This is a genomic window from Microbacterium sp. NPDC077391 (assembly GCF_040686955.1).
GTDB lineage: Bacteria > Actinomycetota > Actinomycetes > Actinomycetales > Microbacteriaceae > Microbacterium > Microbacterium commune.
Window position 1 is genome coordinate 255246 of sequence record NZ_JBFBMI010000002.1, and the last position, 20821, is coordinate 276066.

Annotated in this window: 17 protein-coding genes; 9 read left to right on the plus strand and 8 right to left on the minus strand. The window is 70.5% G+C overall.

Translation table 11 applies throughout. From position 1 onward, the window contains the following. Nucleotides 1-55 precede the first annotated feature (55 nt). Nucleotides 56-763 carry a hypothetical protein gene (locus AB0O65_RS06545; protein ID WP_191713379.1) on the plus strand — a complete coding sequence of 236 codons (708 nt, stop codon included), beginning with the start codon at nucleotides 56-58 and terminating at the stop codon, nucleotides 761-763. Here the strand turns inward: AB0O65_RS06545 and AB0O65_RS06550 are convergent. Both AB0O65_RS06550 and AB0O65_RS06555 read right to left on the minus strand, forming a co-directional pair. Continuing rightward, complete coding sequence (locus tag AB0O65_RS06550; RefSeq protein ID WP_071645085.1) at nucleotides 756-2066, minus strand: glycosyltransferase; 1311 nt, start codon at nucleotides 2064-2066, stop codon at nucleotides 756-758. The two genes, AB0O65_RS06545 and AB0O65_RS06550, sit on opposite strands and share 8 nt — an antisense overlap. Then, nucleotides 2063-4207 carry a glycosyltransferase gene (locus AB0O65_RS06555; protein ID WP_363383735.1) on the minus strand — a complete coding sequence of 715 codons (2145 nt, stop codon included), beginning with the start codon at nucleotides 4205-4207 and terminating at the stop codon, nucleotides 2063-2065. Before AB0O65_RS06555 ends, AB0O65_RS06550 begins: the two co-directional genes overlap by 4 nt. Nucleotides 4208-4327: 120 nt before the next feature. On the opposite strand from AB0O65_RS06555, the gene AB0O65_RS06560 reads away from it, so the two are divergent. Further along, nucleotides 4328-5509 (plus strand): polysaccharide pyruvyl transferase family protein, encoded by a 1182-nt coding sequence (locus AB0O65_RS06560; RefSeq protein ID WP_071640452.1) that lies wholly within the window; start codon nucleotides 4328-4330, stop codon nucleotides 5507-5509. A 115-nt stretch (nucleotides 5510-5624) separates the two neighbouring features. Here AB0O65_RS06560 and glnA read toward each other — a convergent pair whose 3' ends face one another. Next, nucleotides 5625-7049: a type I glutamate--ammonia ligase gene (glnA, locus tag AB0O65_RS06565; RefSeq protein ID WP_071640450.1), complete on the minus strand. Its 1425-nt coding sequence runs from the start codon at nucleotides 7047-7049 to the stop codon at nucleotides 5625-5627. 147 nt (nucleotides 7050-7196) lie between these two features. Between glnA and AB0O65_RS06570 the strand changes: the two genes are divergently transcribed. Beyond that, the gene (locus AB0O65_RS06570) at nucleotides 7197-7583 is read left to right on the plus strand and encodes an RDD family protein (protein WP_083428557.1); all 387 of its coding nucleotides are present in this window, start codon (nucleotides 7197-7199) and stop codon (nucleotides 7581-7583) included. A 24-nt stretch (nucleotides 7584-7607) separates the two neighbouring features. Here AB0O65_RS06570 and AB0O65_RS06575 read toward each other — a convergent pair whose 3' ends face one another. Continuing rightward, nucleotides 7608-8084, minus strand: a complete 477-nt coding sequence (locus tag AB0O65_RS06575) for an ATP-dependent zinc protease (protein WP_071640446.1) — start codon at nucleotides 8082-8084, stop codon at nucleotides 7608-7610. A 25-nt stretch (nucleotides 8085-8109) separates the two neighbouring features. Between AB0O65_RS06575 and AB0O65_RS06580 the strand changes: the two genes are divergently transcribed. After that, on the plus strand, nucleotides 8110-9297 hold the full coding sequence (locus AB0O65_RS06580) for a RimK family alpha-L-glutamate ligase (RefSeq protein ID WP_071640441.1): 1188 nt from the start codon (nucleotides 8110-8112) through the stop codon (nucleotides 9295-9297). A 63-nt stretch (nucleotides 9298-9360) separates the two neighbouring features. On the opposite strand, the gene AB0O65_RS06585 is transcribed toward AB0O65_RS06580, so the two are convergent. Beyond that, complete coding sequence (locus AB0O65_RS06585; protein WP_071640439.1) at nucleotides 9361-10071, minus strand: DUF4191 domain-containing protein; 711 nt, start codon at nucleotides 10069-10071, stop codon at nucleotides 9361-9363. A gap of 122 nt (nucleotides 10072-10193) precedes the next feature. Here AB0O65_RS06585 and AB0O65_RS06590 point away from each other — a divergent pair, with 122 nt between their 5' ends. After that, nucleotides 10194-11570: a hypothetical protein gene (locus AB0O65_RS06590; protein WP_363383739.1), complete on the plus strand. Its 1377-nt coding sequence runs from the start codon at nucleotides 10194-10196 to the stop codon at nucleotides 11568-11570. Nucleotides 11571-11576: 6 nt separating this feature from the next. On the opposite strand, the gene sucB is transcribed toward AB0O65_RS06590, so the two are convergent. The 3 genes from sucB to AB0O65_RS06605 all read right to left on the minus strand — a co-directional run bounded on the left by sucB (nucleotide 11577) and on the right by AB0O65_RS06605 (nucleotide 16264). Beyond that, nucleotides 11577-13343, minus strand: coding sequence for a 2-oxoglutarate dehydrogenase, E2 component, dihydrolipoamide succinyltransferase (gene sucB, locus AB0O65_RS06595; RefSeq protein WP_363383741.1), 1767 nt, complete (start codon nucleotides 13341-13343; stop codon nucleotides 11577-11579). A gap of 72 nt (nucleotides 13344-13415) precedes the next feature. Further along, complete coding sequence (gene lpdA, locus AB0O65_RS06600) at nucleotides 13416-14789, minus strand: dihydrolipoyl dehydrogenase (protein ID WP_363383743.1); 1374 nt, start codon at nucleotides 14787-14789, stop codon at nucleotides 13416-13418. Beyond that, nucleotides 14789-16264: a leucyl aminopeptidase gene (locus tag AB0O65_RS06605; protein WP_071640427.1), complete on the minus strand. Its 1476-nt coding sequence runs from the start codon at nucleotides 16262-16264 to the stop codon at nucleotides 14789-14791. The genes lpdA and AB0O65_RS06605 overlap by 1 nt, the downstream gene beginning before the upstream one ends. A 111-nt stretch (nucleotides 16265-16375) precedes the next feature. On the opposite strand from AB0O65_RS06605, the gene AB0O65_RS06610 reads away from it, so the two are divergent. The 4 genes from AB0O65_RS06610 (at nucleotide 16376) to AB0O65_RS06625 (ending at nucleotide 20821) form a co-directional block, all read left to right on the plus strand. Then, entirely contained in the window at nucleotides 16376-17302 is a 927-nt protein-coding gene (locus AB0O65_RS06610; protein ID WP_071640425.1) for a PAC2 family protein, read from the plus strand. Nucleotides 17303-17463: 161 nt separating this feature from the next. Next, nucleotides 17464-18756 (plus strand): RNA polymerase sigma factor, encoded by a 1293-nt coding sequence (locus AB0O65_RS06615; RefSeq protein WP_363383745.1) that lies wholly within the window; start codon nucleotides 17464-17466, stop codon nucleotides 18754-18756. Continuing rightward, on the plus strand, nucleotides 18753-20072 hold the full coding sequence (locus AB0O65_RS06620; RefSeq protein ID WP_256220974.1) for a MurT ligase domain-containing protein: 1320 nt from the start codon (nucleotides 18753-18755) through the stop codon (nucleotides 20070-20072). The genes AB0O65_RS06615 and AB0O65_RS06620 overlap by 4 nt, the downstream gene beginning before the upstream one ends. Next, a complete protein-coding gene (locus AB0O65_RS06625) occupies nucleotides 20069-20821 on the plus strand; it encodes a hypothetical protein (protein WP_071640421.1) in 753 nt (250 codons plus the stop codon). Before AB0O65_RS06620 ends, AB0O65_RS06625 begins: the two co-directional genes overlap by 4 nt.

The window sequence follows — 20821 nt, forward strand, 5'->3', positions numbered from 1 at the left end:
CCGCGGTGCGGGAGGGGCGCCAGCCTCCCGTAAACTCAGAGGGAAAGGACGGTGCATGACGACTCTCGACTCGCCGCTTCCCCCCGTTCGGATCGTGATCCCGTGGCGACCCTCGCCGTCGCGTCTCGACGCATACGAGCGCGTGATCGCGTGGTATCGCGAGGCGCTGCCGCAGGTTCCCCTCGAGACCGTCGACACGGGGGATGTGCCCTTCGTGCTCGCCGCGTGCCGCAACACCGCGATGCGCAATGCGGCCGCGGACGAGGTTGTCGTGGTGGGTGACGCGGACACCATCCCCGAGCGCGAGCCGCTGATCGCGGCGATCCGCGCGGCAGCGGACAGCCCGTTCGTGCACCTGCCGTACGACGAGTACCGCTGGCTCGGACGCACCGGATCGGCCGAGCACGCCGCCGGTGTGCCGCTGGCGCGATGCACCGTCGAGCAGTACGTCGACGGGGCCTGCTCGGGTGTGTACGTGGCGACGCCGCGCACCTGGGGCAGCCACGGGGGACAGGACGAGGGGTTCCGCGGATGGGGCTTCGAGGACGCCGCATGGTTCCTCGCGCATTCGACGATCCTCGGGGTGCCGCCCGTCCGTCATCCCGGCCGCGTGTACGCGCTGCACCACGTCGGCGAGGTGCGCGCCGGCGCGGCGTACGACGCGAACGCATCGCGCATGGAGCACTACCGGGCGGCTGCCGGCGATCCGTCGGCGATGGCCCGGCTGGTGGGCGCGGTGCGCCTGCCGGACCCCGTCAGCTGAGCTCGCCTGCGGAGGCGGACACCGTCGCTCGGGCGATCGACGGGCCCGGCTGCGCCACCTGGGCCGCTGCCGCCGCTCGCAGCACCGGGCGCCCGGTGAACGTCGGGTCCGCGACCTCCCGGAGGGCGGCGGCGAGCTGCTCGACGGTCGCCGCGTTCGGGTCGAGCGCGCGGCCCGTGCCGGTGCGCTCGATCGCCGCTGCGCCCGCGAACTGGTCCGTCGAAAACGGCAGCACGAGCAGCGGGACCCCGTGCCCCACGGCCTCGGTGACAGAGTTGTTTCCCCCGTGCGTCACCGCCGCGGCGGCCGAGGCGAGCAGCCGCACCTGGGGCAGGTACTCCGCGACCAGCCAGTCGTCGGGGATCGGGCCCAGCATCGCCGCATCCGTCGTTCCCGTCGCTATCGCCGCCCGCAGACCGGTCGCGCGCAGCGCGTCGGCCACGCGGGCGAGCACGTCGCCGCGGACCGACAGGAAGCTGCCGAAGCTCACGTACACGTACGGGTGGCCCGTGGCGATCCACCCCTCGACGTTGGAGGCACCGGCCTCGTCGCGCGGCGTCGATCCGAGGAAGCGATGCGGCGGGAGCTCGCGCCCGTCGCCGGCGGCGAGCTCGGCCGGGTAGTTGTAGAGCACGGTGTCGCCGTGCAGCGCGAAGGCATCGGCGACCGGTCGGGCGCCCGGATCGAGAGCGGCGGCGGCGTCGTTCCACTGGGTCGTGAAGCGCCGCGACACCTCCTCGCACAGCGCGCGCAGCTCGCGCAGCTGCGCCGCCTCCGGGGTGAAGGCGGCCGGCCACGCGGGCGGATAGCCGTAGACCTCACCCGCGACCGGCAGGGCGCTCGGGTGACCGAGCACCACGTCGCCGTAGGCGATCCCGTGCGTGTGCAGTGCCAGGCGGGCACTGTAGGCGAGGTGGTCGACGAGGATCGCGTCGGGCGCGACCTCGTCGATCACCTGCAGCGTCGCTCGTGCGCGGTCGACGGGGCGCCACATGAGATCGGTGAGACGTTCGCGTGCCTGATAGGCGAGCGTCGCGACCATGCCTGTGCGCGTCGCGGCGAAGAAGCCCTCGAGCGACGCGGCCTCCTCGGCCTGCTGCTCGGAGCTGCGGATGACGCCTGCATTCGCGCCCCGGCCCAGCGGGAGGTCGACCCGGTCGTAGCCGAAGCCGGAGACGATGGCCGCCGTCGCGGGGCCGGTCGCCACGACGACCTCTTCTCCCGCATCCCGCCATGCGGTGCCGAGAGCGGCGAGCGGCAGCAGATGAGAGGCGTAGTCGGGGCTGATGATCAGCAGAGTCATACCAGCAGCTCCGCCGCGCGCTGCAGCTCGGCCTCGCTGTGCGCGACCGATTCGTACACGGGAGCGAGCTTGGCGGCCATGCCCTGAATGGTGAAGCGCTCAGCCACGAGGTCGCGCGCGCGTTCCGCTGCGCCGTCGTCTGCGCCCCCGGCGCGCGCGAGGGCGCGCTCGGTCGCGGTGGCGAGCTTCGCCGGGTCGGCGGTCTCGGTGAGGAAGCCGGTGTCGTCGTCGTCGACGTAGGTGGCGGGTCCCCCGCTGTCGGGTGCGACCACGAGCAGACCGGTGGCCATCGCCTCGAGGATGGCCAGGCCGAACTCCTCCTTGAGGCTCGCGCAGACGTACACGCCGCCGGGTGCCGCCCGGCCGGGAAGCCCGAAGCGCGCGGCCGCCAGCCACTCGGCGGCGACGTCGTTCGATCGGTGCCCGGTCAGCAGCAGCCCGCGCGCCGCATGCTGGGCGGGCGGCAGTGCGGCGCGGATGCGGTCGAGCTGCTCGCGCTCGTCGAGCGAGGGGTGCTCGAGGTCGCCGCCGATCACGAGCAGGTTGGCCGCGTCGGCCAGCGGTCCGTCGGCCCATGCGCGCACCAGAGTGGCCATGCCCTTGATGCGGTGCATCCGCCCGACGGTGACCAGGAGCGGCAGTCGCCGTCGCTCTGCGGGCAGCGCGTCGAGCAGGGCGGCCAGCTCGGCGAGGGCACCGACCGGCTCGTCGCCGGCGGCGACCTGCCGGGCGCGCGCGACGGCACGATCGACCACCTCGAGGTCGACGCCCTCGGCGACCACGGTGTGCCGCTCGGGGTGCGAGGACATGTCGATGCCGACGAGCGCGCGCATGTCGCGCTCGAGCTGAGGTCGCGGGAAGAAGACGGAATGCGCGGCGGACGCCGCGAGGCTCTGCACCAGGTGCGTGCGGAACCAGAAGTGCTCCGTGAGATCCACCGGGCCGAAGTCCTTCCGCGTGAGGGTGCCCGATCGCTCCAGCGACGCGATGACGCTGTGCGGGTCGGGCGCCACGGTGAACACCGTCGGGATCCCCAGTTCACGCGCGACGTCGGCAGCCGCCAGGCTGCCGACGTCGGCCATCCGGAGGTGGAGCACGTCGACGCGTCCTGCGGCGCGCAGCAGGCGTCGGATGCCGCGGCGCACGCTCACCCGCAGCGGCCACGCCGCCGCTGAGCCCACCGGCGGCGAGCTCAGCGGGATGTGGCCGTACACGTGGCCGGTCTCGCCGCCGGCGACACGGAGCAGGTCGGGGCCCGCCTGGGCGGCCGTGCCGCGCGACAGGGTCAGCACGCGCTGGACAGGGGCGGGCTCGGCGACCAGCGCGTCGCCCAGTCGCACGAGCAGGGTGGCGATGCCGCCGTTGTCGCCGGAGCCCGCCGACGACAGCGACGGGTCGATGTCCGCGTGCAGGAACAGCTGGGCGACTGTGAGCCCCTCGCCGCTGTCACGGACGAGCGGGGCAGGCTCGGCGTCGATGAGGGCCAGCCGGGCGAGGTCGCCGAGGACACCGCCCTCCGCGACGATCTGCTCGAGCGTCGAGATCGCGGCGGGCTCGCCGCGCTGGCCGAGCGCGGCGACGGCCGCCTCGCGCACGGCGGTCGGAGCCGCGGCATCCGTCGCCCGCGTCTGCAGCGGGCGCACGACGAGCGGGTGTCGCACCAGCCCCATCGTCTCGACCAGTCGGGCGCGCGCGTCATCGGGAAGGGTCCCGGTGCTCGCGGTCTCGAGGGCGACCGCGAGCAGTTCGGCCGCGCCCGTCGACCACTTCTCCAGCGTGTGCTGGGCGAGCATGCCGGCGAAGCCGCCTTCGGCGACGAGGCGCACCAGGCGCCCGACCGCATCCGGGCGTGCGGGCCGCCGGCCGAGGGCGTCGGCGGCGTGCTCCACGATGTAGGGCCGGGGCGAGGAGAGCAGGCTCGACAGCAGCCGTGCCGCCTCCTCGTCGTTCATCTCGGCCAGGGCGTGCACGGCCGCGATCGCGGCGAGATCGTCGTCGGCGGCGATGGCGGCCGAGAGCACACGCAGCGTGCGAAGCCCAGGGTCGCGGCCGGCTTCGAAGGCCAGGTCGTCCGCCGCGCGCATCGCCTCGATGATCGATCCGGATTCGGTGATGCGGTCCATCGCCGTCTGAATACCCATGCTGCCCTCCCTGCGGGCGCTGAGATAGCACCGTCTGGAATGGTACTGGGGTGAGCAGAAAAGAGCCTACGGTTGACAAGGCGCCGAACGTCGGCTCCGGATTCTGAGCGAAGGGTTAGCGTGAGCGTTCTCACCATCGGCGACATCGGCGTGCTGTCGGGCATGATCCATATCGGAGACGAGGCGATGTTCGAGGCGGCGCGCGACGAGCTCGCGGCCCGCGGTCTGAGCATCGTCGGCGTCTCGTCGTCGCCCGAGGAATCCGCCGCCCGCTACGGCGTGCCCTGCGTGCCGCGACTCGGTTTCGGCGGGCTCGAGCGCGAAGCGGCGGCTCGCCGCTCGGCGCTGCTCGTGGATGCTGCGGCGGGACGCACTGCGCTCGACGCCGACGACCCCGCCCGGGCGGCCCTGACCGCGCTCGACGACGCGTCGGGTGTGCTCATCGCCGGCGGCGGCAACCTCGCCTCGCGCTGGCCGGTGCACGTCTACGAGCGCACGACGCTCGCCGCGATGGCACGGGCCCGTGATCTGCCGGTCGTCGTGTCGGGCCAGACCTTCGGCCCCGATCTGGAGGATGCCGACGCGCAGCGCGTGGCCGACATGGTCCGTGCGGCCGCCCGCACCGGTGTGCGCGAGCACGCGTCCGCTGAGCTCGCCCGCGGGTGGGGCGCACACGTGAACGCCGGCGTCGACGACGCCTCGTTCCTCGGCGGCGGACCGGTGGACGACGACGGTCCGGCCGCATCCGAGCGCGTGCTCGTGAGCCTGTCGGGCTGGTTCGCCGGACGTCCCGCCGACGAGGTCGAGAGCGGTATCGCGGCCCTGCTCGATCACGCCGCCGACGCGGTGGGACCCGTCGTCTTCCACGCGCACTTCGGCCCCGAATCCGCCGGTTCCGAGCCCGCTGGCGACGCGGCCCTGCACGAGCGGGTGCGGGCGCGGATGCGGCGGCCGAGCGAGGTCGTGCCCAGCGGCGATTCGCTCACCGCCGCGCAGCGTGCACGCACCTCGCGCCTGCTCGTGACCAGCCGCTATCACCCCGCCGTGTTCGCCGCGCCGGCGGGCGTGCCCATCGTCGCCCTGGCTGCAGACGAGTACACGCACATCAAGCTCTCCGGCGCGCTCGGCCATTGGGGTCAGGACGGCGTCGTCGACCTCGACGCCCTCGCCGACGCCCCCGAGCATCTGTCCCGGATCGCCGACTCCGCTGCTGCCGTGACCCGCGGGGCAGCCGAGCGCCTCGACGGGCACCGAGCCGACTCCGCCGCGTGGTGGGACGCGGTCGCCGACGCCCTGCGCTGACCCGCCCCGCCCCGCCTGCGTCTCGCCCCTGACCGCGAGAAACCACTTCCCGCCTGAGACACACGCTCACACGTGGTGTCTCGGGCGGGAAGTGGTTTCTCGGCGGGTGGCGGGCTCAGCAGCCGTAGTACAGCTCGAACTCGTACGGGTGCGGACGCTGCGCCATCGGCAGGATCTCGTTGGTGTACTTGTACTCGATCCACGTGTCGATGAGCTCCTGCGTGAACACGCCGCCCTCGAGCAGGAAGTCGTGGTCACGGCGCAGCGCCTCGAGGGAGTCGAGCAGCGAGTTCGGCACCTGCGGGATGTTCGCGGCCTCCTCCGGGGGCAGCTCGTACAGGTCCTTGTCGATCGGCTCCATCGGCTCGATGCGGTTCTTGATGCCGTCGAGGCCCGCCATCAGCTGCGCGGCGAACGCCAGGTACGGGTTCGACGAGGCATCCGGAACGCGGAACTCGATGCGCTTCGCCTTGGGGTTCGAGCCGGTGAGCGGGATGCGGATCGCGGCCGAGCGGTTGCCGGCCGAGTAGGCCAGGTTCACCGGGGCCTCGAAGTGCTTCACCAGGCGGTGGTAGCTGTTCAGCGTCGGGTTCGTGAACGCGAGCACGGCGTGCGCGTGCTTGAGCAGTCCGCCGATGTACCAGCGCGCGATGTCGCTGAGCTGTCCGTAGCCCGCCTCGTCGAAGAACAGCGGCTTGCCGTCGAGCCACAGCGACTGGTGGGTGTGCATGCCCGACCCGTTGTCGCCGAACAGCGGCTTGGGCATGAACGTGACCGTCTTGCCCCACTCCTCTGCGGTGTTCTTGACGATGTACTTGAACTTGAGGATGTCGTCGGCCGCGCTGACCATCGTGTCGAAGCGGTAGTTGATCTCCTGCTGGCCCGCCGTGCCGACCTCGTGGTGCGAGCGCTCGAGGTGGAAGCCCGAGTCGATCAGACGCAGGGTCATGTCGTCGCGGACATCGGCCGTCTTGTCGACCGGGGCGACGGGGAAGTAGCCGCCCTTGAAGGGGGTCTTGTTGCCCAGGTTGCCGCCCTCCTCCTCACGACCCGAGTTCCACGCCGCCTCCTCGGAGTCGACCTTGTAGAAGCTCTCGCCGGAGGTGACCGAGTAGCGCACGTCGTCGAAGATGTAGAACTCGGCCTCGGGTGCGAAGAACGCCGTGTCGGCGATGCCCGTCGAGGCGAGGTACTTCTCGGCCTTCTTGGCGACCTGGCGCGGGTCCTTGCTGTAGATCTCGCCGGTGCGCGGGTTGTAGATGTCGAAGACCATCACCAGGGTCTTCGCCGCGCGGAACGGGTCGATGTACGCGGTCGTGACGTCGGGGATCAGCTGCATGTCCGACTCGTGGATGCTCGCGAAGCCGCGGATTGACGACCCGTCGAAGAGCTGTCCGTCGCGGAAGAAGTCGTCGTCGACCGTGGAGGCGGGGATGTTGAAGTGCTGCTGGACCCCGGGAAGGTCGGTGAATCGGATGTCGAGGAACTTGACGTCGTTCTCCTCGATGTAGCGGATGACCTCAGCGGGCTCTGTGAACATGTACGACTCCTGATCGGGTATCGGTTGCATCAACCTTACGCAGGTTATGCGCATGGAGTTTCTCAGCCGTGTCCGCTGTGTTTCGGGCATGTTACAGCCGCTCGGTAGGCTGAGGGGGTGAGTGACTACCCCGGTGAACGCCTCGGCATGCCCATCTCCGGACCGGGGAGCATCGCCCGCCCGGGCCGGCGGATCGGCGCTCTGCTGATCGACTACTTCGCGGCGACGATCATCGCGATCGGCTTTCTCGGGTACGACCCGCTCGAGCTGCCCGCAGAAGCCGGCTGGCGTCAGTTCGCACCCATGATGGTCTTCGCCGTGCTGCAGATCGTGTTCCTCGCCACCGCGAACGGCAGCCCCGGCCACCGGATGCTGGGCATGCGCGTGGTGCGTCTGGACGGCGCCTGGGTGGGGCTGTGGCGTCCCATCGTGCGAACGCTGCTGCTGGTGTTCGTGATCCCCGCGGTGATCTGGGATGCCGATCAGCGGGGCCTGCACGACAAGATCGCCGGCACGGTGCTGATCCGCGGCTGAGCGCCGCCGCGAGCCCGTGTCGGGTCAGCGGCCGCGGTTGCGGTTGCGCATCTCGCGCGGTGCGCGACCGCCGAGGAACGAGCGTGCCGGGTCGACGAGGAATCCCTGTCGCAGCGCCTCGCGGCCGATCAGCATCCGGAAGCCCATCTCATCGCGGTTGGTGAGGGTGACCTCGGCATCCACCTCCCTGCCGACCAGCCGCACCCGCATCGTGACGACGATGCGGTGCTCGGTGTGGCCGGACGAGCTGCGCACGGCGCGTCGATCGTGCACGCGCGTCTCGTGCACCACGGCATCGGCGGTGCTGTCCTGCCAGGGGTGCACGGCGAAGCGCACCCACTCCTCGCCGTCGCGTTCGAACTCGGCCACATCGAAGGCGTGCAGAGACGACGTGCGCGCGCCCGTGTCGATCTTCGCCTTGAGCCATTCGATGCCCAGATCCGGCAGCCCGACCCACTCCCGCCAGCCCGTGGACGTGTTTGAATGAGAGGCCCGTGTCACTCCTACATCCTGGCAGGAAACCTCTGTGAAGATCGCTGTTCTCTCGCGCGCCCCGCACTCGTACTCGACGCAGCGACTTCGCGCTGCGGCGCAGCAGCGCGGACACGATGTCAAGGTGCTGAACACGCTGCGTTTCGCGATCGATCTCACCGCTGACGCGCCCGACCTGTTCTTCCGCGGGAAGCAGCTCAGCGACTACGACGCGGTCCTGCCGCGGATCGGCAACTCGATCACCTACTTCGGCACCGCGGTGGTGCGTCAGTTCGAGCAGATGGACGTCTACACCCCGAACACCGCGAACGGCATCTCGAGCGCGCGCGACAAGCTCCGCGCCAACCAGATCCTCTCCCGGCACAACATCGCGATGCCGCCGACCGCGTTCGTGCGCAACCGCGCCGATGTGCGCCCGGCGATCGAGCGGGTGGGCGGCGCCCCGGTCGTCATCAAGCTGCTCGAGGGGACCCAGGGCATCGGGGTGATCCTCGCCCCGCAGGTGAAGGTCGCCGAGGCGATCATCGAGACCCTGCACTCGACGAAGCAGAACGTGCTCATCCAGAAGTTCATCGCGGAGAGCCGTGGCCGCGACATCCGCGCGCTCGTGGTCGGCGACCGTGTCGTGGCGGCCATGCGCCGCGTCGCGGACGGCGACGAGTTCCGCTCGAACGTGCACCGCGGCGGCCGGGTGGAGCCGGTGACCCTCGACCCGGTGTACGAGCAGACGGCCGTGCGCTCGGCTCAGATCATGGGTCTGCGCGTCGCGGGCGTGGACATGCTGGAGAGCGACGACGGCCCGCTGGTCATGGAGGTCAACTCCTCGCCCGGGCTGCAGGGCATCGAGACCGCGACGAAGCTCGACGTGGCGGGCGCGATCATCGACTACATCGCGAACCAGGTCGCTTTCCCCGACATCGACGTCCGCCAGCGACTGAGCGTCTCGACCGGATACGGCGTGGCGGAGCTGGCCATCCACGCCGGCGCGGAGCAGGTGGGCATGAAGCTCGGCGACCTGGGCCTGTGGGATCGCGACATCACCGTGCTCACGCTGCATCGGGGTGTGAGCGTCATCCCCAACCCGCGCAAGCACGTCGAGCTCGAGGCCGAGGATCGCCTGCTGTGCTTCGGCAAGCTCGACGAGATGCGCTCGATGATCCCCGAGAAGCGCCGCCGCCGTCCGCGGGTGCGCCGGCTGCCCAAGGAGCCCCTGGGCGAGTGAGATGCACAGAACGGCCCCTCTCCGCGGACAGGGCCGTTCTGCTGTCCGAGCGCGGTGCGCGGCTCAGCGCGGACGCTGGGAGCGCACGCGGGTGGGGTCGATGCCCTTCGGGATCGGCAGCGACGACAGCGACTGCGACACCGACTCGATGCGGCGGATGACCGCAGCCATGGTGGCCTTGTCGATCGCCTTGGGCAGCTTCTTGATGGTCTTCGACAGGTCGGCGATGGCGACGTCGTCGTCGCCGTGGCCGACGTAGAGCACCGTGACCGGAACGCCGTGCGCGACGCGCTGCGCCTTCTGGCGCTCCTCGTTGATCAGACGGGTGAGCCGGCCGCGCGCGCCCTCTCCGACGATGACGATGCCGCCGCGACCGACCACGCGGTACACGGCCTCCTGCGTCTTCGGGTTGATCCCGACCGGGGTGTCGGATGCCGACCAGCTGCGTCCGAGGCTGGTGCTGAGCACATGGCCGCTCGCTCCTGGCATCCCGTCGATCTTCGCGTACATCGCGGTCGTCGACAGCCGCGTCATGAGGAACATGGCGCCGAGGATTCCGAACAGCAGACCGGTGAAGCCCCAGAGGATCAGGCCGAGCACGGAGGCACCGCTGATCAGGAAGCCGATGATCAGACCGATCAGCACGCCGGCGATGAGGATGGCGATCTGCGCCCACGGCAGCCAGCCGTACACGTCCCGCGTGAAACGGAACAGGGAACGGATCTGCGAGAAGAAGCCGGGCCGCTTCTCGGTGACGGGAGCACTCTTTGCCATGCGTACAGCCTACCGATTCCGGGGTGTGCGTTCTTCCTGCACATCAGGCGAGATCGGCTCGACCCTCCCCAGATCAGCTGTTCTCGCCGGCGGTCGGCCGTGCCGCGCGCTGAGATGGTCGGATGGACGAGACGCCAGCTCTGACGCCGGGGGCGCATCGTGCGATCCGGATGGTGGATGCGCAGGAATCGGCGTACGCCGGCGAGCTGATCACCGATGGTGAGCGGCGTGCTGTCCGGGTGGATGCCGAGACCGTGAGCGAGCAGCTGTGGGCGATGGCCGGTGCGGAGCACGTGGCCGGGGTGCGGGACGTACTGCGCAGGGCCGACGGACACGACGCCGTGCTGCCCTGGTGCACGGATCGCATCGAGGTGCTCCTGGGGCGCCGGGAGGTCGCGGAGAGCGCTCTGTCGGCGGGGGAGACGGTGACCCTGGTCGGCAGCATGCTGCGCGGGATCGTGGAGGTGGGCGACCGCGACGTCACAGGTCAGTGGTGGCTCACCGACGAGACGCGTCCGGTGTTCGCGCCCGGCGAGGGCGTGGCCTGCGCGGAGTCGGCGGTGGCCCTCATCGCTCGGGTGCGGGAAGGATGCGCCGATCGCGCGATGAGCCGACTGCTCGACGAGATCAGCGTGGCGGCGCGTGATCCGCGTGTGGTCGGGCGGTCGATCGAGAGGTGGGAGCGCGAGCTGATGGAGCTCGCGGCGCCGCGCTCGCTGGTACGCGAGGTGGCTGCGCCCGAGCGGGTGGTCGCGATCGACGCGCATGCGGTGCGGCTGCGCCAGGATGCGGATCTGCTGACCCCGCAGCCGACCGCGCTGCACCGGGTGACGGATCGTCTGCTCGAGGCGGCACGCGGCGCCGTCGCGCTCGTGCGGACCCGGCTCGGACGCCGCCGGGGAGCGGCCGTGTCGCCAGGCCGCGCAGGGCGGCCGCCCGATCGCGCCCCACGCGGTCGGATGCTGATCCTCGGCGGGACGGCCGCCGCGCTCGTGCTCGTCGGGGGGCTGATCTGGCCGACACCGGAGCAGGACTCCGCGGCGACCGAGCAGACGACGGGGATCGCCGCGGCGACGGCGTCGTCGACCGCGGATCCGACGCCCCCCGTTCCTGATCAGGCGACGCCGGTTCCGGATGCCGACCATGGGCAGGACACGGTGGTCCCCGGCACGCCCATGCCGGAGGCCGTGATCGACGGATCGGTCGAACAGCGCGCCGCGGCGCTGCTCACCCGCGTGGTCGCATGCGCCCGCGCCGGGGATGCGGTGTGCGCCGACGCCGTCGTGGACGGGTCAGGAGAGGCGGTGCAGCAGCGGCTGGCGGGGACGGATGCGCAGCGCACGATCACCGCGGTGGAGGACTACGGCGACGTGGCGGTGCTGCGACTCGGCCCGTCGGGCGAGCGCGGGGAGCAGATGCTCGTGCTCGTCATGCAGAAAGACCGATGGCTGGTTCGCGACGTGTACGACGTCGCGAACCAGCCATCGGATGAGGGCTGAGCGTGCTCAGATACCCAGATCCGCCGTGAACTCCGCCGACTCGAGGCGGGTCTTGATCGCGCCGAGGAAGCGAGCTGCGTCCGCTCCGTCGATCGTGCGGTGGTCGTACGAGATGGCCAGGTAGACGTACGAGCGGACCGCGATCGCGTCCACACCGTCGACCGTGACCACGCCGGGGCGCTTGAACACCACACCGGTGCCGAGGATCGCCGACTGGGGCAGGAACACCAGGGGCGTGTCGAACAGCGCGCCGCGCGAGCCCGTGTTGGTGATCGTGAAGGTGCCGCCGGCCAGCTCGTCCGGCTTCAGCTTGTTGTCCCGCGTGCGGGCCGCCAGGTCGGCGATCTCCTGGGCGATCTGGGCGATGTTCTTCGTTCCCGCGTCACGGACGACCGGGGTGAGCAGGCCGCGCTCGGTGTCGACCGCGATCGAGATGTTCTCGTTCGCGGGGTAGACGATCGAGTCGCCGTCGACGGTCGAGTTGATGATCGGGAAGGCCTGCAGCGCCTCGGCGGCGGCGAGCGTGAAGAACGGCAGGAACGACAGCTTCGCGCCGGTCTTCTGGTTGAACTCGTCCTTCTTCGCGTTGCGGAACGCTGCGAGCTTCGTGACGTCCACCTCGACGAAGGTTGTCAGCTGGGCGGTCTGCTGCATCGAGGCCACGGCGCGCTCGGCGACGACCTTGCGCAGACGCGACATCTTCTGCGTCGTGCCCCGCAGCGGCGAGACCTCGAGCGCGGGAGCAGCCGGAGCGGCGGCCTCGGCGGCCGGTGCCTGGGACGTCGACTCGGCGGCCTTGAGGACGTCCTCCTTGCGGATGCGTCCACCCACGCCGGTTCCGGTGACCGTCGACAGGTCGACGCCCTGCTGGCTGGCCAGACGGCGCACCAGCGGGGTCACGTACAGCGAGTCGGAGTCGGTGGAGGCGGGTGCCTGCTGTGCGGGTGCCTGCTGTGCGGGTGCCTGCTGTGCGGGTGCCTCCTGTGCGGGTGCCTCCTGTGCGGGTGCCGCCTGTGCGGGTGCCTGCTGTGCGGGTGCCTGCTGTGCGGGTGCCGCCTGTGCGGGTGCCGCCTGTGCAGGAGCCTCCTGTGCAGGTGCCTCCTGTGCCGGAGCCTCCTGTGCGGCTGCGGGGGCGCCCGAGCCGATCCGGGCCAGAACAGCGCCCACCTCGACGGTCTCGTCCTCACCGGCCAGGATCTCCTGCAGCGTTCCGGCGACCGGCGACGGGATCTCGGTGTCGACCTTGTCGGTGGAGATCTCCAGCAGTGCCTCATCGACGGCGACGTCGTCGCCGACCTGCTTCAGCCAGCGGGTGACCGTGCCCTCGGTGACGCTCTCGCCGAGTTCAGGCAGCACCACGTCGGTGGCGTCGCCCGACGCCGCGGGGGCGGGCGCATCGCTCTGCGCCGACTCCTGAGCCGCCTCGACCTCGTTCTCCGCCGGGGATGCCGGCGACTGCGCCTGCTCTGCGGGCGCCTGCTGCTGCTCGGCCTGTGCCTCGGCGGCCGGGGCGTCGTCGCTCGACGCCGCGCCGCTGCCGTCGCCGATGCGCGCAAGCAGCGCGCCGACCTCGACAGTCTCATCCTCTGCGACGAGGATCTCCTCGATCACACCGCTGACGGGGGACGGGATCTCGGTGTCGACCTTGTCGGTCGAGATCTCCAGCAGGCCTTCATCAGCCTGCACGGTGTCGCCGACCTGCTTCAGCCAGCGAGTGACCGTGCCCTCGGTGACGCTCTCCCCGAGTGCGGGAAGGACCACGGCTGTGCTCATGTCGAGTCTCCTTCGGAAAATTGTGATGCCCCAAGCTTAGTGACCTGGGAGTATATGGATATTGGTGCGTTCCTACAGGGCGTGCAGCGGTTTTCCGGCGAGTGCGAGGAAAGCCTCGCCGAGTGCCTCACTCTGCGTGGGGTGCGCGTGGATGAGCGGCGCGATGTCTTCCGGGTGCGCCTCCCAGGCCACGGCGAGCTGGCCTTCCGTGATGAGCTCGCCGACGCGGTCGCCGATCAGGTGCACACCGAGGACGGGGCCGTCCTTGCGGCGGACGACCTTCACCATGCCGCCGGTGCCGATGATCTCGCTCTTGCCGTTGCCGGCGAGGTTGTACTCGTACGACACGACCCCGTCAGCGCCATGCGCCGCCACGGCCGCCTCCTCGGTGATGCCGACCGACGCGACCTCGGGGCTGCTGTACGTCACCCGGGGAATCTGGGAGTCCGGGGGAGTGGGCACATCCATCCCCGCGATCCGCTCGGCCACGGCGATCCCCTGCTGGAAGCTGCGGTGCGCGAGCTGCAGACCCGGCACGATGTCGCCGACTGCCCAGATGCCGGGAACGGCGGTGCGCAGCTGATCGTCGACGGTCACGAATCCTCGTTCGAGGCCGACGCCGGCCTCCTCGAAGCCGAGCCCGTCGGTCACAGGTCCGCGACCCACCGCGACGAGGAGGTAGTCGGCGCTGAAGCGGGTCCCGTCCTCGAGAGTGACGGTCACCTGCGCGTCGTCCTGCTCGGCGGTCGCGAAGCGCGTGCCCAGCGAGTACCGGATGCCGCGACGGCGGAACGCGCGCTCGAGTCCCTTGCTCATCGCGATGTCCTCGTTCGGGACGAGGTGCGGCAGCGCCTCGATGATCGTGACCTCTGCTCCGAACGACTTCCACACGCTGGCGAACTCGACGCCGATGACACCGCCGCCCAGGATGATCACGCTGCCGGGCACCTCGTCGAGCGCGAGCGCGTGCTCGCTGGTGAGGATGCGCCCGCCGATCTCGAGACCCGGCAGGGAGCGGCTGTACGAGCCGGTGGCCAGGACGACGTCGGCGCCCACGTAGCGGTCGTCGCCGACGACGACCGAGCGATCGGCATCCAGACGGCCCGCGCCGTGCACCGTCGTGATGCCGCGCGCCTTGACGAGTCCTTCGAGGCCCTTGAACTTCTTGGCGACGATGCCCTCGCGGTACGAGCGGACCCCCGCCGGGTCGACCGCCTCGAAGGTGGCCGTCACTCCGACGGAAGCCGCGGACCGCACGTGGTCGGCGACCTCTGCCGCGTGCAGCAGCGCCTTGGTGGGTATGCACCCGCGATGCAGGCAGGTGCCGCCGACCTTGTCCTTCTCGATGAGCGCGACCTTCTTGCCGAGCTCGCTGGCTCGCAGCGCAGCGGCGTAGCCGCCGCTGCCGCCGCCGAGGATCACGACGTCGAACTCGTGCGTGGCCATCAGGACTCCTTCGCCGATGCCCGCGCGAAGGCGATGAGGGAGCGCACCGCGGCGCCGGTCGGGCCCTTCTCCGTGTGCCCGTACGGTGCGCCCTTGTGCTCGCCCGAACCCGCGATGTCGAGATGCACCCAGGGGATGCGCGGTGCATCCTCGGCATCCGAGGTGCGGCCGATGAAGCGACGCAGGAAGAGTCCGGCGAAGAGCGACCCGCCGGAGCGGTCGCCCATGTTCGCGTTCACCATGTCGGCGATCTGCGAGTCGAGGCTCTCCTCCATGAATTCGGGAAGCGGCAGCGGCCAGGCATCCTCTCCGACCGATTCGGCTGCGGCGAGATATTCGGCGACGGCGTCGTCGTCGCCCATCACGCCGGTGTGGCGCATGCCCAGCGCGACGATGATCGCGCCGGTGAGCGTCGCGACGTCGATGATGACGTCGGGGTTCTCCCTGCTGGCGGCGACGAGTCCGTCGGCCATGACCAGGCGACCCTCGGCGTCGGTGTTCATCACCTCGACGGTCTGGCCGTCGAGCATCCGAAGCACATCGCCGGGACGCGTCGCGCGGCCCGACGGCATGTTGTCGGCGATGCACAGGAAGGCGGTGACGCGCACCGGAAGGCCGAGGGCCGCGATCGCGCGGATCGCCGCGAGCGAGGTGGCAGCCCCCGCCATGTCGAACTTCATCCCGACCATGCTGGCGGCCGGCTTGAGCGACAGGCCACCGGTGTCGAACGTGATGCCCTTGCCGACCAGGGCGATGTGGCGGCCGGCCTCGGCGGGGGAGTACGACAGTCGCACGAGTCTCGGCGGGCGGTCGGATCCGCGACCGACGCCGAGGATGCCGCCGTAGCCCTGCTCCTCGAGCTGCTTCTCATCGAGCACCTCGATCTCGATGGGCAGCTCGGCGACGGCCTTGGCGGCCTCATCGGCGAGCTGGGCAGGACTCTGCCATTCCGCGGGCACCGAGACGAGATCCTTGACCAGGGCGACGGCCTCGGCCACCGCGCGGGCGTGCTCGAGCGCACCCTCACCGATCGATGCGGCGTGCAGCACGATCGTCTCGGCGCGAGACGGCTTCTTCTCGGAGCGGTAGTCGTCGAAGCGGTAGCCGCCGAGCAGCGCGCCCTCCGCCGCGGCGTCGGCGTGCTGATCGAGGTCGCCGGCGAACCCGATCGACACCGTGGCGAAGCCCGTCAGCGAGCGCACCGCGGTCGCGACGGCGTCGCGCACGGCTGCGGCATCCCGCTGCTTCCCGACGCTGACGACGGCGAGGGGCAGCGACGTCACCGTCGGCAGGTGCACGCGCGCATAGGCGGAAGCGGTTCCCTTGTATCCGATGCCTGCCAGAGTGTCGGCAAGACCCTCGTACCCGCTCAGCGCGTCGGCGGCGGAGGAGGGATCGGGGATGACGAGCACTGCGGCGTCTGCGGTGCCTCCGGGGAACGGATCGGTCGTGTGGGTGATCACGGGAAGCGTCATGACTCCATCCTATGGACGGGCACTCCTGCGGAGCCGAGGCGCTGCAGCCGTGTTCGCTGTGAGCATGCACCGCGCCGCCCGGGCCGGGGATGCGACTCGTAGCATGGAGTCATGCCGTCACCTGCTGACCTCTTCGAGTCGGTTCCCGGGGCTCCGGACGTGCCTGCCGGGCTGCCCCTGGTCATCCTGCTCACCGGCTTCACCGATGCCGGCAGCGCCGTCGCGGGGCTGATCGAGCACCTGAACGCGACGACCGACCCGGCGCCGGTCGCCGTGTTCGACAACGACGTGCTGCTGGACTACCGCGCGCGGCGGCCGATCATGCTCTTCGATCAGGACCACCTGACCGAGTACCGCCCGGCGCGGCTCGAGCTCTCGCTCGCGCACGACGCGCTCGGTCAGGCGTTCCTGCTGCTCTCCGGGTACGAGCCCGATTTCGCCTGGAACGCCTTCGCGCGCGCCGTCGTCGACTTCGTGGAGGCTCTGCAGGTCTCGACGGTCACCTGGGTGCACTCGATCGCCATGCCCGTCCCGCACACCCGCCCGCTGGGCGTCACGGTCAGCGGCAACCGCCGCGACCTCACGGCCGTGCATTCGGTCTGGCGTCCCCGCACCCAGGTGCCGGCGACCGCGGCGCACCTGCTCGAGTTCCGGCTGGTCGAGGACGACGTGCGCGTGGCAGGGTTCGTCCTCCTCGTGCCGCACTACCTCGCCGACACCGAGTACCCCGACACGATCGCCGCAGCGGCGGACAAGCTGATGGCGGGCACGGGTCTGGTCCTGAGGATGGATGCCGTGCACGAGCGCAGCGCGGAGTTCCAGGCGCGCGTCGCCGAGCAGGTGCAGGGCAGCGAGGAGCTCGTGCAGATGCTGCACGGCCTCGAGCAGCGCTACGACGCGTACATGGCAGGCCGGGACGAGACCGGCGACGAGGGCGGCTTCGACGAGCGCGACCTGCCCAGCGCCGACGAGCTCGCCGCCGAGCTCGAGCGGTATCTCGCCTCGCGACGCCCCGGAGACGACGACAAGCAGCGCTGAGCCGAGGCGGATTCCGCGAATCGGAGAAAGCCGGCGGTGTCGTGTGTGATAATGGATACTCGACCCGTTGTCAACAGATTCCTCGCGGATGGACTTGACAAGGGTCTTACTAGTGTCCGAAACGGCTCGGAGCGCGCGCACCGCTCCGTGAAAGGCGAAACGTGACTCCTGCCACGAGCAAGAACTCCCGGACGACGACGACGACTGCTGCCGACCCCGACGCCGTCGAGGCCGAGGTGACGGGCGCCGCCGAGGCGGCGCCCGAGAAGGTGACGAAGGGCGCTGCTGCCAAGAAGGCCCCCGCTGCCAAGAAGGCCCCCGCTGCCAAGGCCCCCGCCAAGAAGGCTCCCGCCCGTCGCACGGCGAAGAAGAAGGACGACGAGGCTCCGGTCGACGACGAGGCCGTCGAGACCGATGACGTCGACGATGAGGAGGGCGACAAGAAGCCCGCCTTCACCGAGCCGCTGCCCACCGGCGCCATCGTCCTGACCTCGAAGGACGAGGACGATGTCCCCGTCTACTCCACGCAGATCACCGGCGCGACCGCCGACCCCGTCAAGGACTACCTGAAGCAGATCGGAAAGGTCGCACTGCTGAACGCGGCCGAAGAGGTCGAGCTCGCGATGCGCATCGAGGCGGGCCTGTTCGCCGAGGAGAAGCTGTCGACGATGTCGGCGGCCGAGAAGTCCAGCCAGCTCGGGCTCGACCTGCAGTGGGTCGCGCGCGACGGTCAGCGCGCGAAGAGCCACCTGCTCGGCGCCAACCTGCGCCTCGTCGTCTCGCTCGCGAAGCGCTACACCGGTCGCGGCATGCAGTTCCTGGATCTCATCCAGGAGGGCAACCTCGGTCTGATCCGCGCGGTCGAGAAGTTCGACTACACCAAGGGCTTCAAGTTCTCGACCTACGCGACGTGGTGGATCCGTCAGGCGATCACCCGCGCCATGGCCGACCAGGCCCGCACCATCCGCATTCCGGTGCACATGGTCGAGGTCATCAACAAGCTCGCCCGCGTGCAGCGTCAGATGCTGCAGGACCTGGGCCGCGAGCCCACGCCCGAGGAGCTGTCGCGCGAGCTGGACATGACTCCGGAGAAGGTCGTGGAGGTGCAGAAGTACGGCCGCGAGCCGATCTCGCTGCACACCCCGCTCGGCGAGGACGGCGACAGCGAGTTCGGTGACCTCATCGAGGACACCGAGGCGGTCGTCCCTGCGGACGCCGTCGGGTTCACCATGCTGCAGCGTCAGCTCGAGCAGCTGCTCGACTCGCTGTCCGAGCGCGAGGCCGGCGTGATCCGGATGCGCTTCGGCCTCGGCGACGGTCAGCCCAAGACCCTCGACCAGATCGGCGACACCTTCGGCGTGACGCGTGAGCGCATCCGTCAGATCGAGTCGAAGACGATGGCCAAGCTGCGTCACCCGAGCCGGTCGCAGTCGCTGCGGGACTACCTCGAATGATGCAGGCGACACCCCAGGCGCGTTCGGCCGGCCTGCGGTACGTCTTCCCCGTGCTGGCGGGCAAGCTCGCGCGATTCGCGACCCGTCTGCGCGGGGGAGGGTCTGCGTTCCCCGGCTACCTCACCAACCGTCTCGCCCCGACGCTGCTGCCGACGCTCGCCGACCAGTTCCACTACGGCGTGGTCTTCGTGCTCGGATCCAACGGCAAGACGACGACGACGCACATGATCAGCGAAGTGCTGCGCGCGCACGGTCTGCGGGTGTTCACCAACCCGACCGGTGCCAACCTGCCGCAGGGGGTCACCAGCGCCCTGCTCGCCGACGCGACGCTGACCGGTCGCATCCGCGCAGACGTCGCCGTGCTCGAGATCGACGAGGGCTTCGCCGCTGACCTCGCCGACCGCCTGTCGCCGTCGGTGATCCTCTCGCTGAACGTGCAGGTCGACCAGCTGTACCGGTTCTACGAGACCGAACGGGTGGCCGACATGATGCTCGAGGCGTCGAAGCGCGCCTCGGCGCACGTCGTGGTGAACCGCGACGATCCCTACCTGTCGAAGATCGACGTCGACGCGATGCGCGCCCCCGTGACGTTCTTCGGGGTGGCGTCCGACATCGTGGCATCCTCCGCGCACGGCCTCGCCAACGCCGTCGACACCCGCAGCGGCACGGCCGGCATCATCGACCGGGAGGCGTTCGCGGAGGTCCGCGAGGTGTCCGGTCGAGACGTGGTCGTGAGGGTGGGGGAGGCGGATGCCCGCATCACCCTTCCCGCGAGGGGGCTGCACTACGCCGCGGACGCCGCGGCCGCCCTGGCGGTCGCATCCGGAGTGCTGGGCGCCGAGTTCGACACGCAGCGCGCGGCCACCGGCTTCGCAAGCATGGCACCGGCCTACGGGCGTGGCGAGGTCATCCCGCTGCGTCGCGACCCCGCCGGCGAGCAGGTCGAGTTCGTGATGTTCAAGAACGCTCCGAGCATCCAGATGAACCTCGACGCACTGGAGGGCACACCCGAGCGTGCCCTGATCGCGATCGACGAGGGGACTCCTGACGTCTCGTGGCTGTACGACGTCGACTTCGCGCCGCTGCCGCGCGTGGACGTGGTCACCGGCGACAAGGCCCATCAGCTGGCTCTCGCCCTGGCGTACGCGGGTGTGGAGATCGGCACCGTCGAGCCCGACATGGAGAAGGCGGTCGCGATCATGCGCTCGTTCCCCGAGACCACGACCGGCAAGCAGACCTGGTTCGTCAACTACGAGCTCATGATGATCGGTCGCCGCATCCTCGGGTACGGCGACCAGGAGGTGGCGCGCCGATGACGCAGATCAGCATCGTCCAGCTGTATCCCGCCGAGCTCGGCATCACCGGAGACCGCGGCAACGTCCGCACGCTCGAGGAGCGCCTCCGCGCGCGGGGCGTCGCATCGACCACGGCGCACGTCGGAGTCGGCGAGCCTCTGCCGGAGGACGTCGACATCGTCGTGATCGGCAACGGTCCGCTCTCGGCTCTGCGCGGTGTGCACGCCGATTTCGTCGCCCGTGCGCAGCAGCTGCGCTCCTTCATCGCCGACGAGCGCACGCTGTTCGCGATCGGCGGGTCGGCCGAGCTGCTCGGTGAGCGCATCGATCTCACCGACGGCGACAGCGTCGACGGCGTGGGCGTCATGCCGTACCGGGTGTCGCGCACCCGCGACCGTCGGGTCGGATACATCACCGTGCGCACGCCGGACGCCGCCGTCGTCGGCTTCGAGGACCACGCCTCCGAGTGGACGCTGACCGACGAGTCCGCCGCGTACGGCACCGTCGTCGCCGGTCGCGGCAGCTACTCCCGCGGTGACGCCCGCGGCGAGTTCGTGCGCCACCGCAACGCGGTCGTCGGCAACGTGCAGGGGCCCGTCCTGCCGCTCAACCCGGCGCTGGCCGACGTGCTCGTCAGCGCAGCCGCCGCCCGCCGCGGCCTGGATCTTCCGGATGCCACGCCGAGCCCGTTCGATGAGTACGCGAAGGGCGCGCGCGATGCGATCGAGCGCTTCGTGCACGACAAGGGCTTCAAGACCATCCAGCTCTGA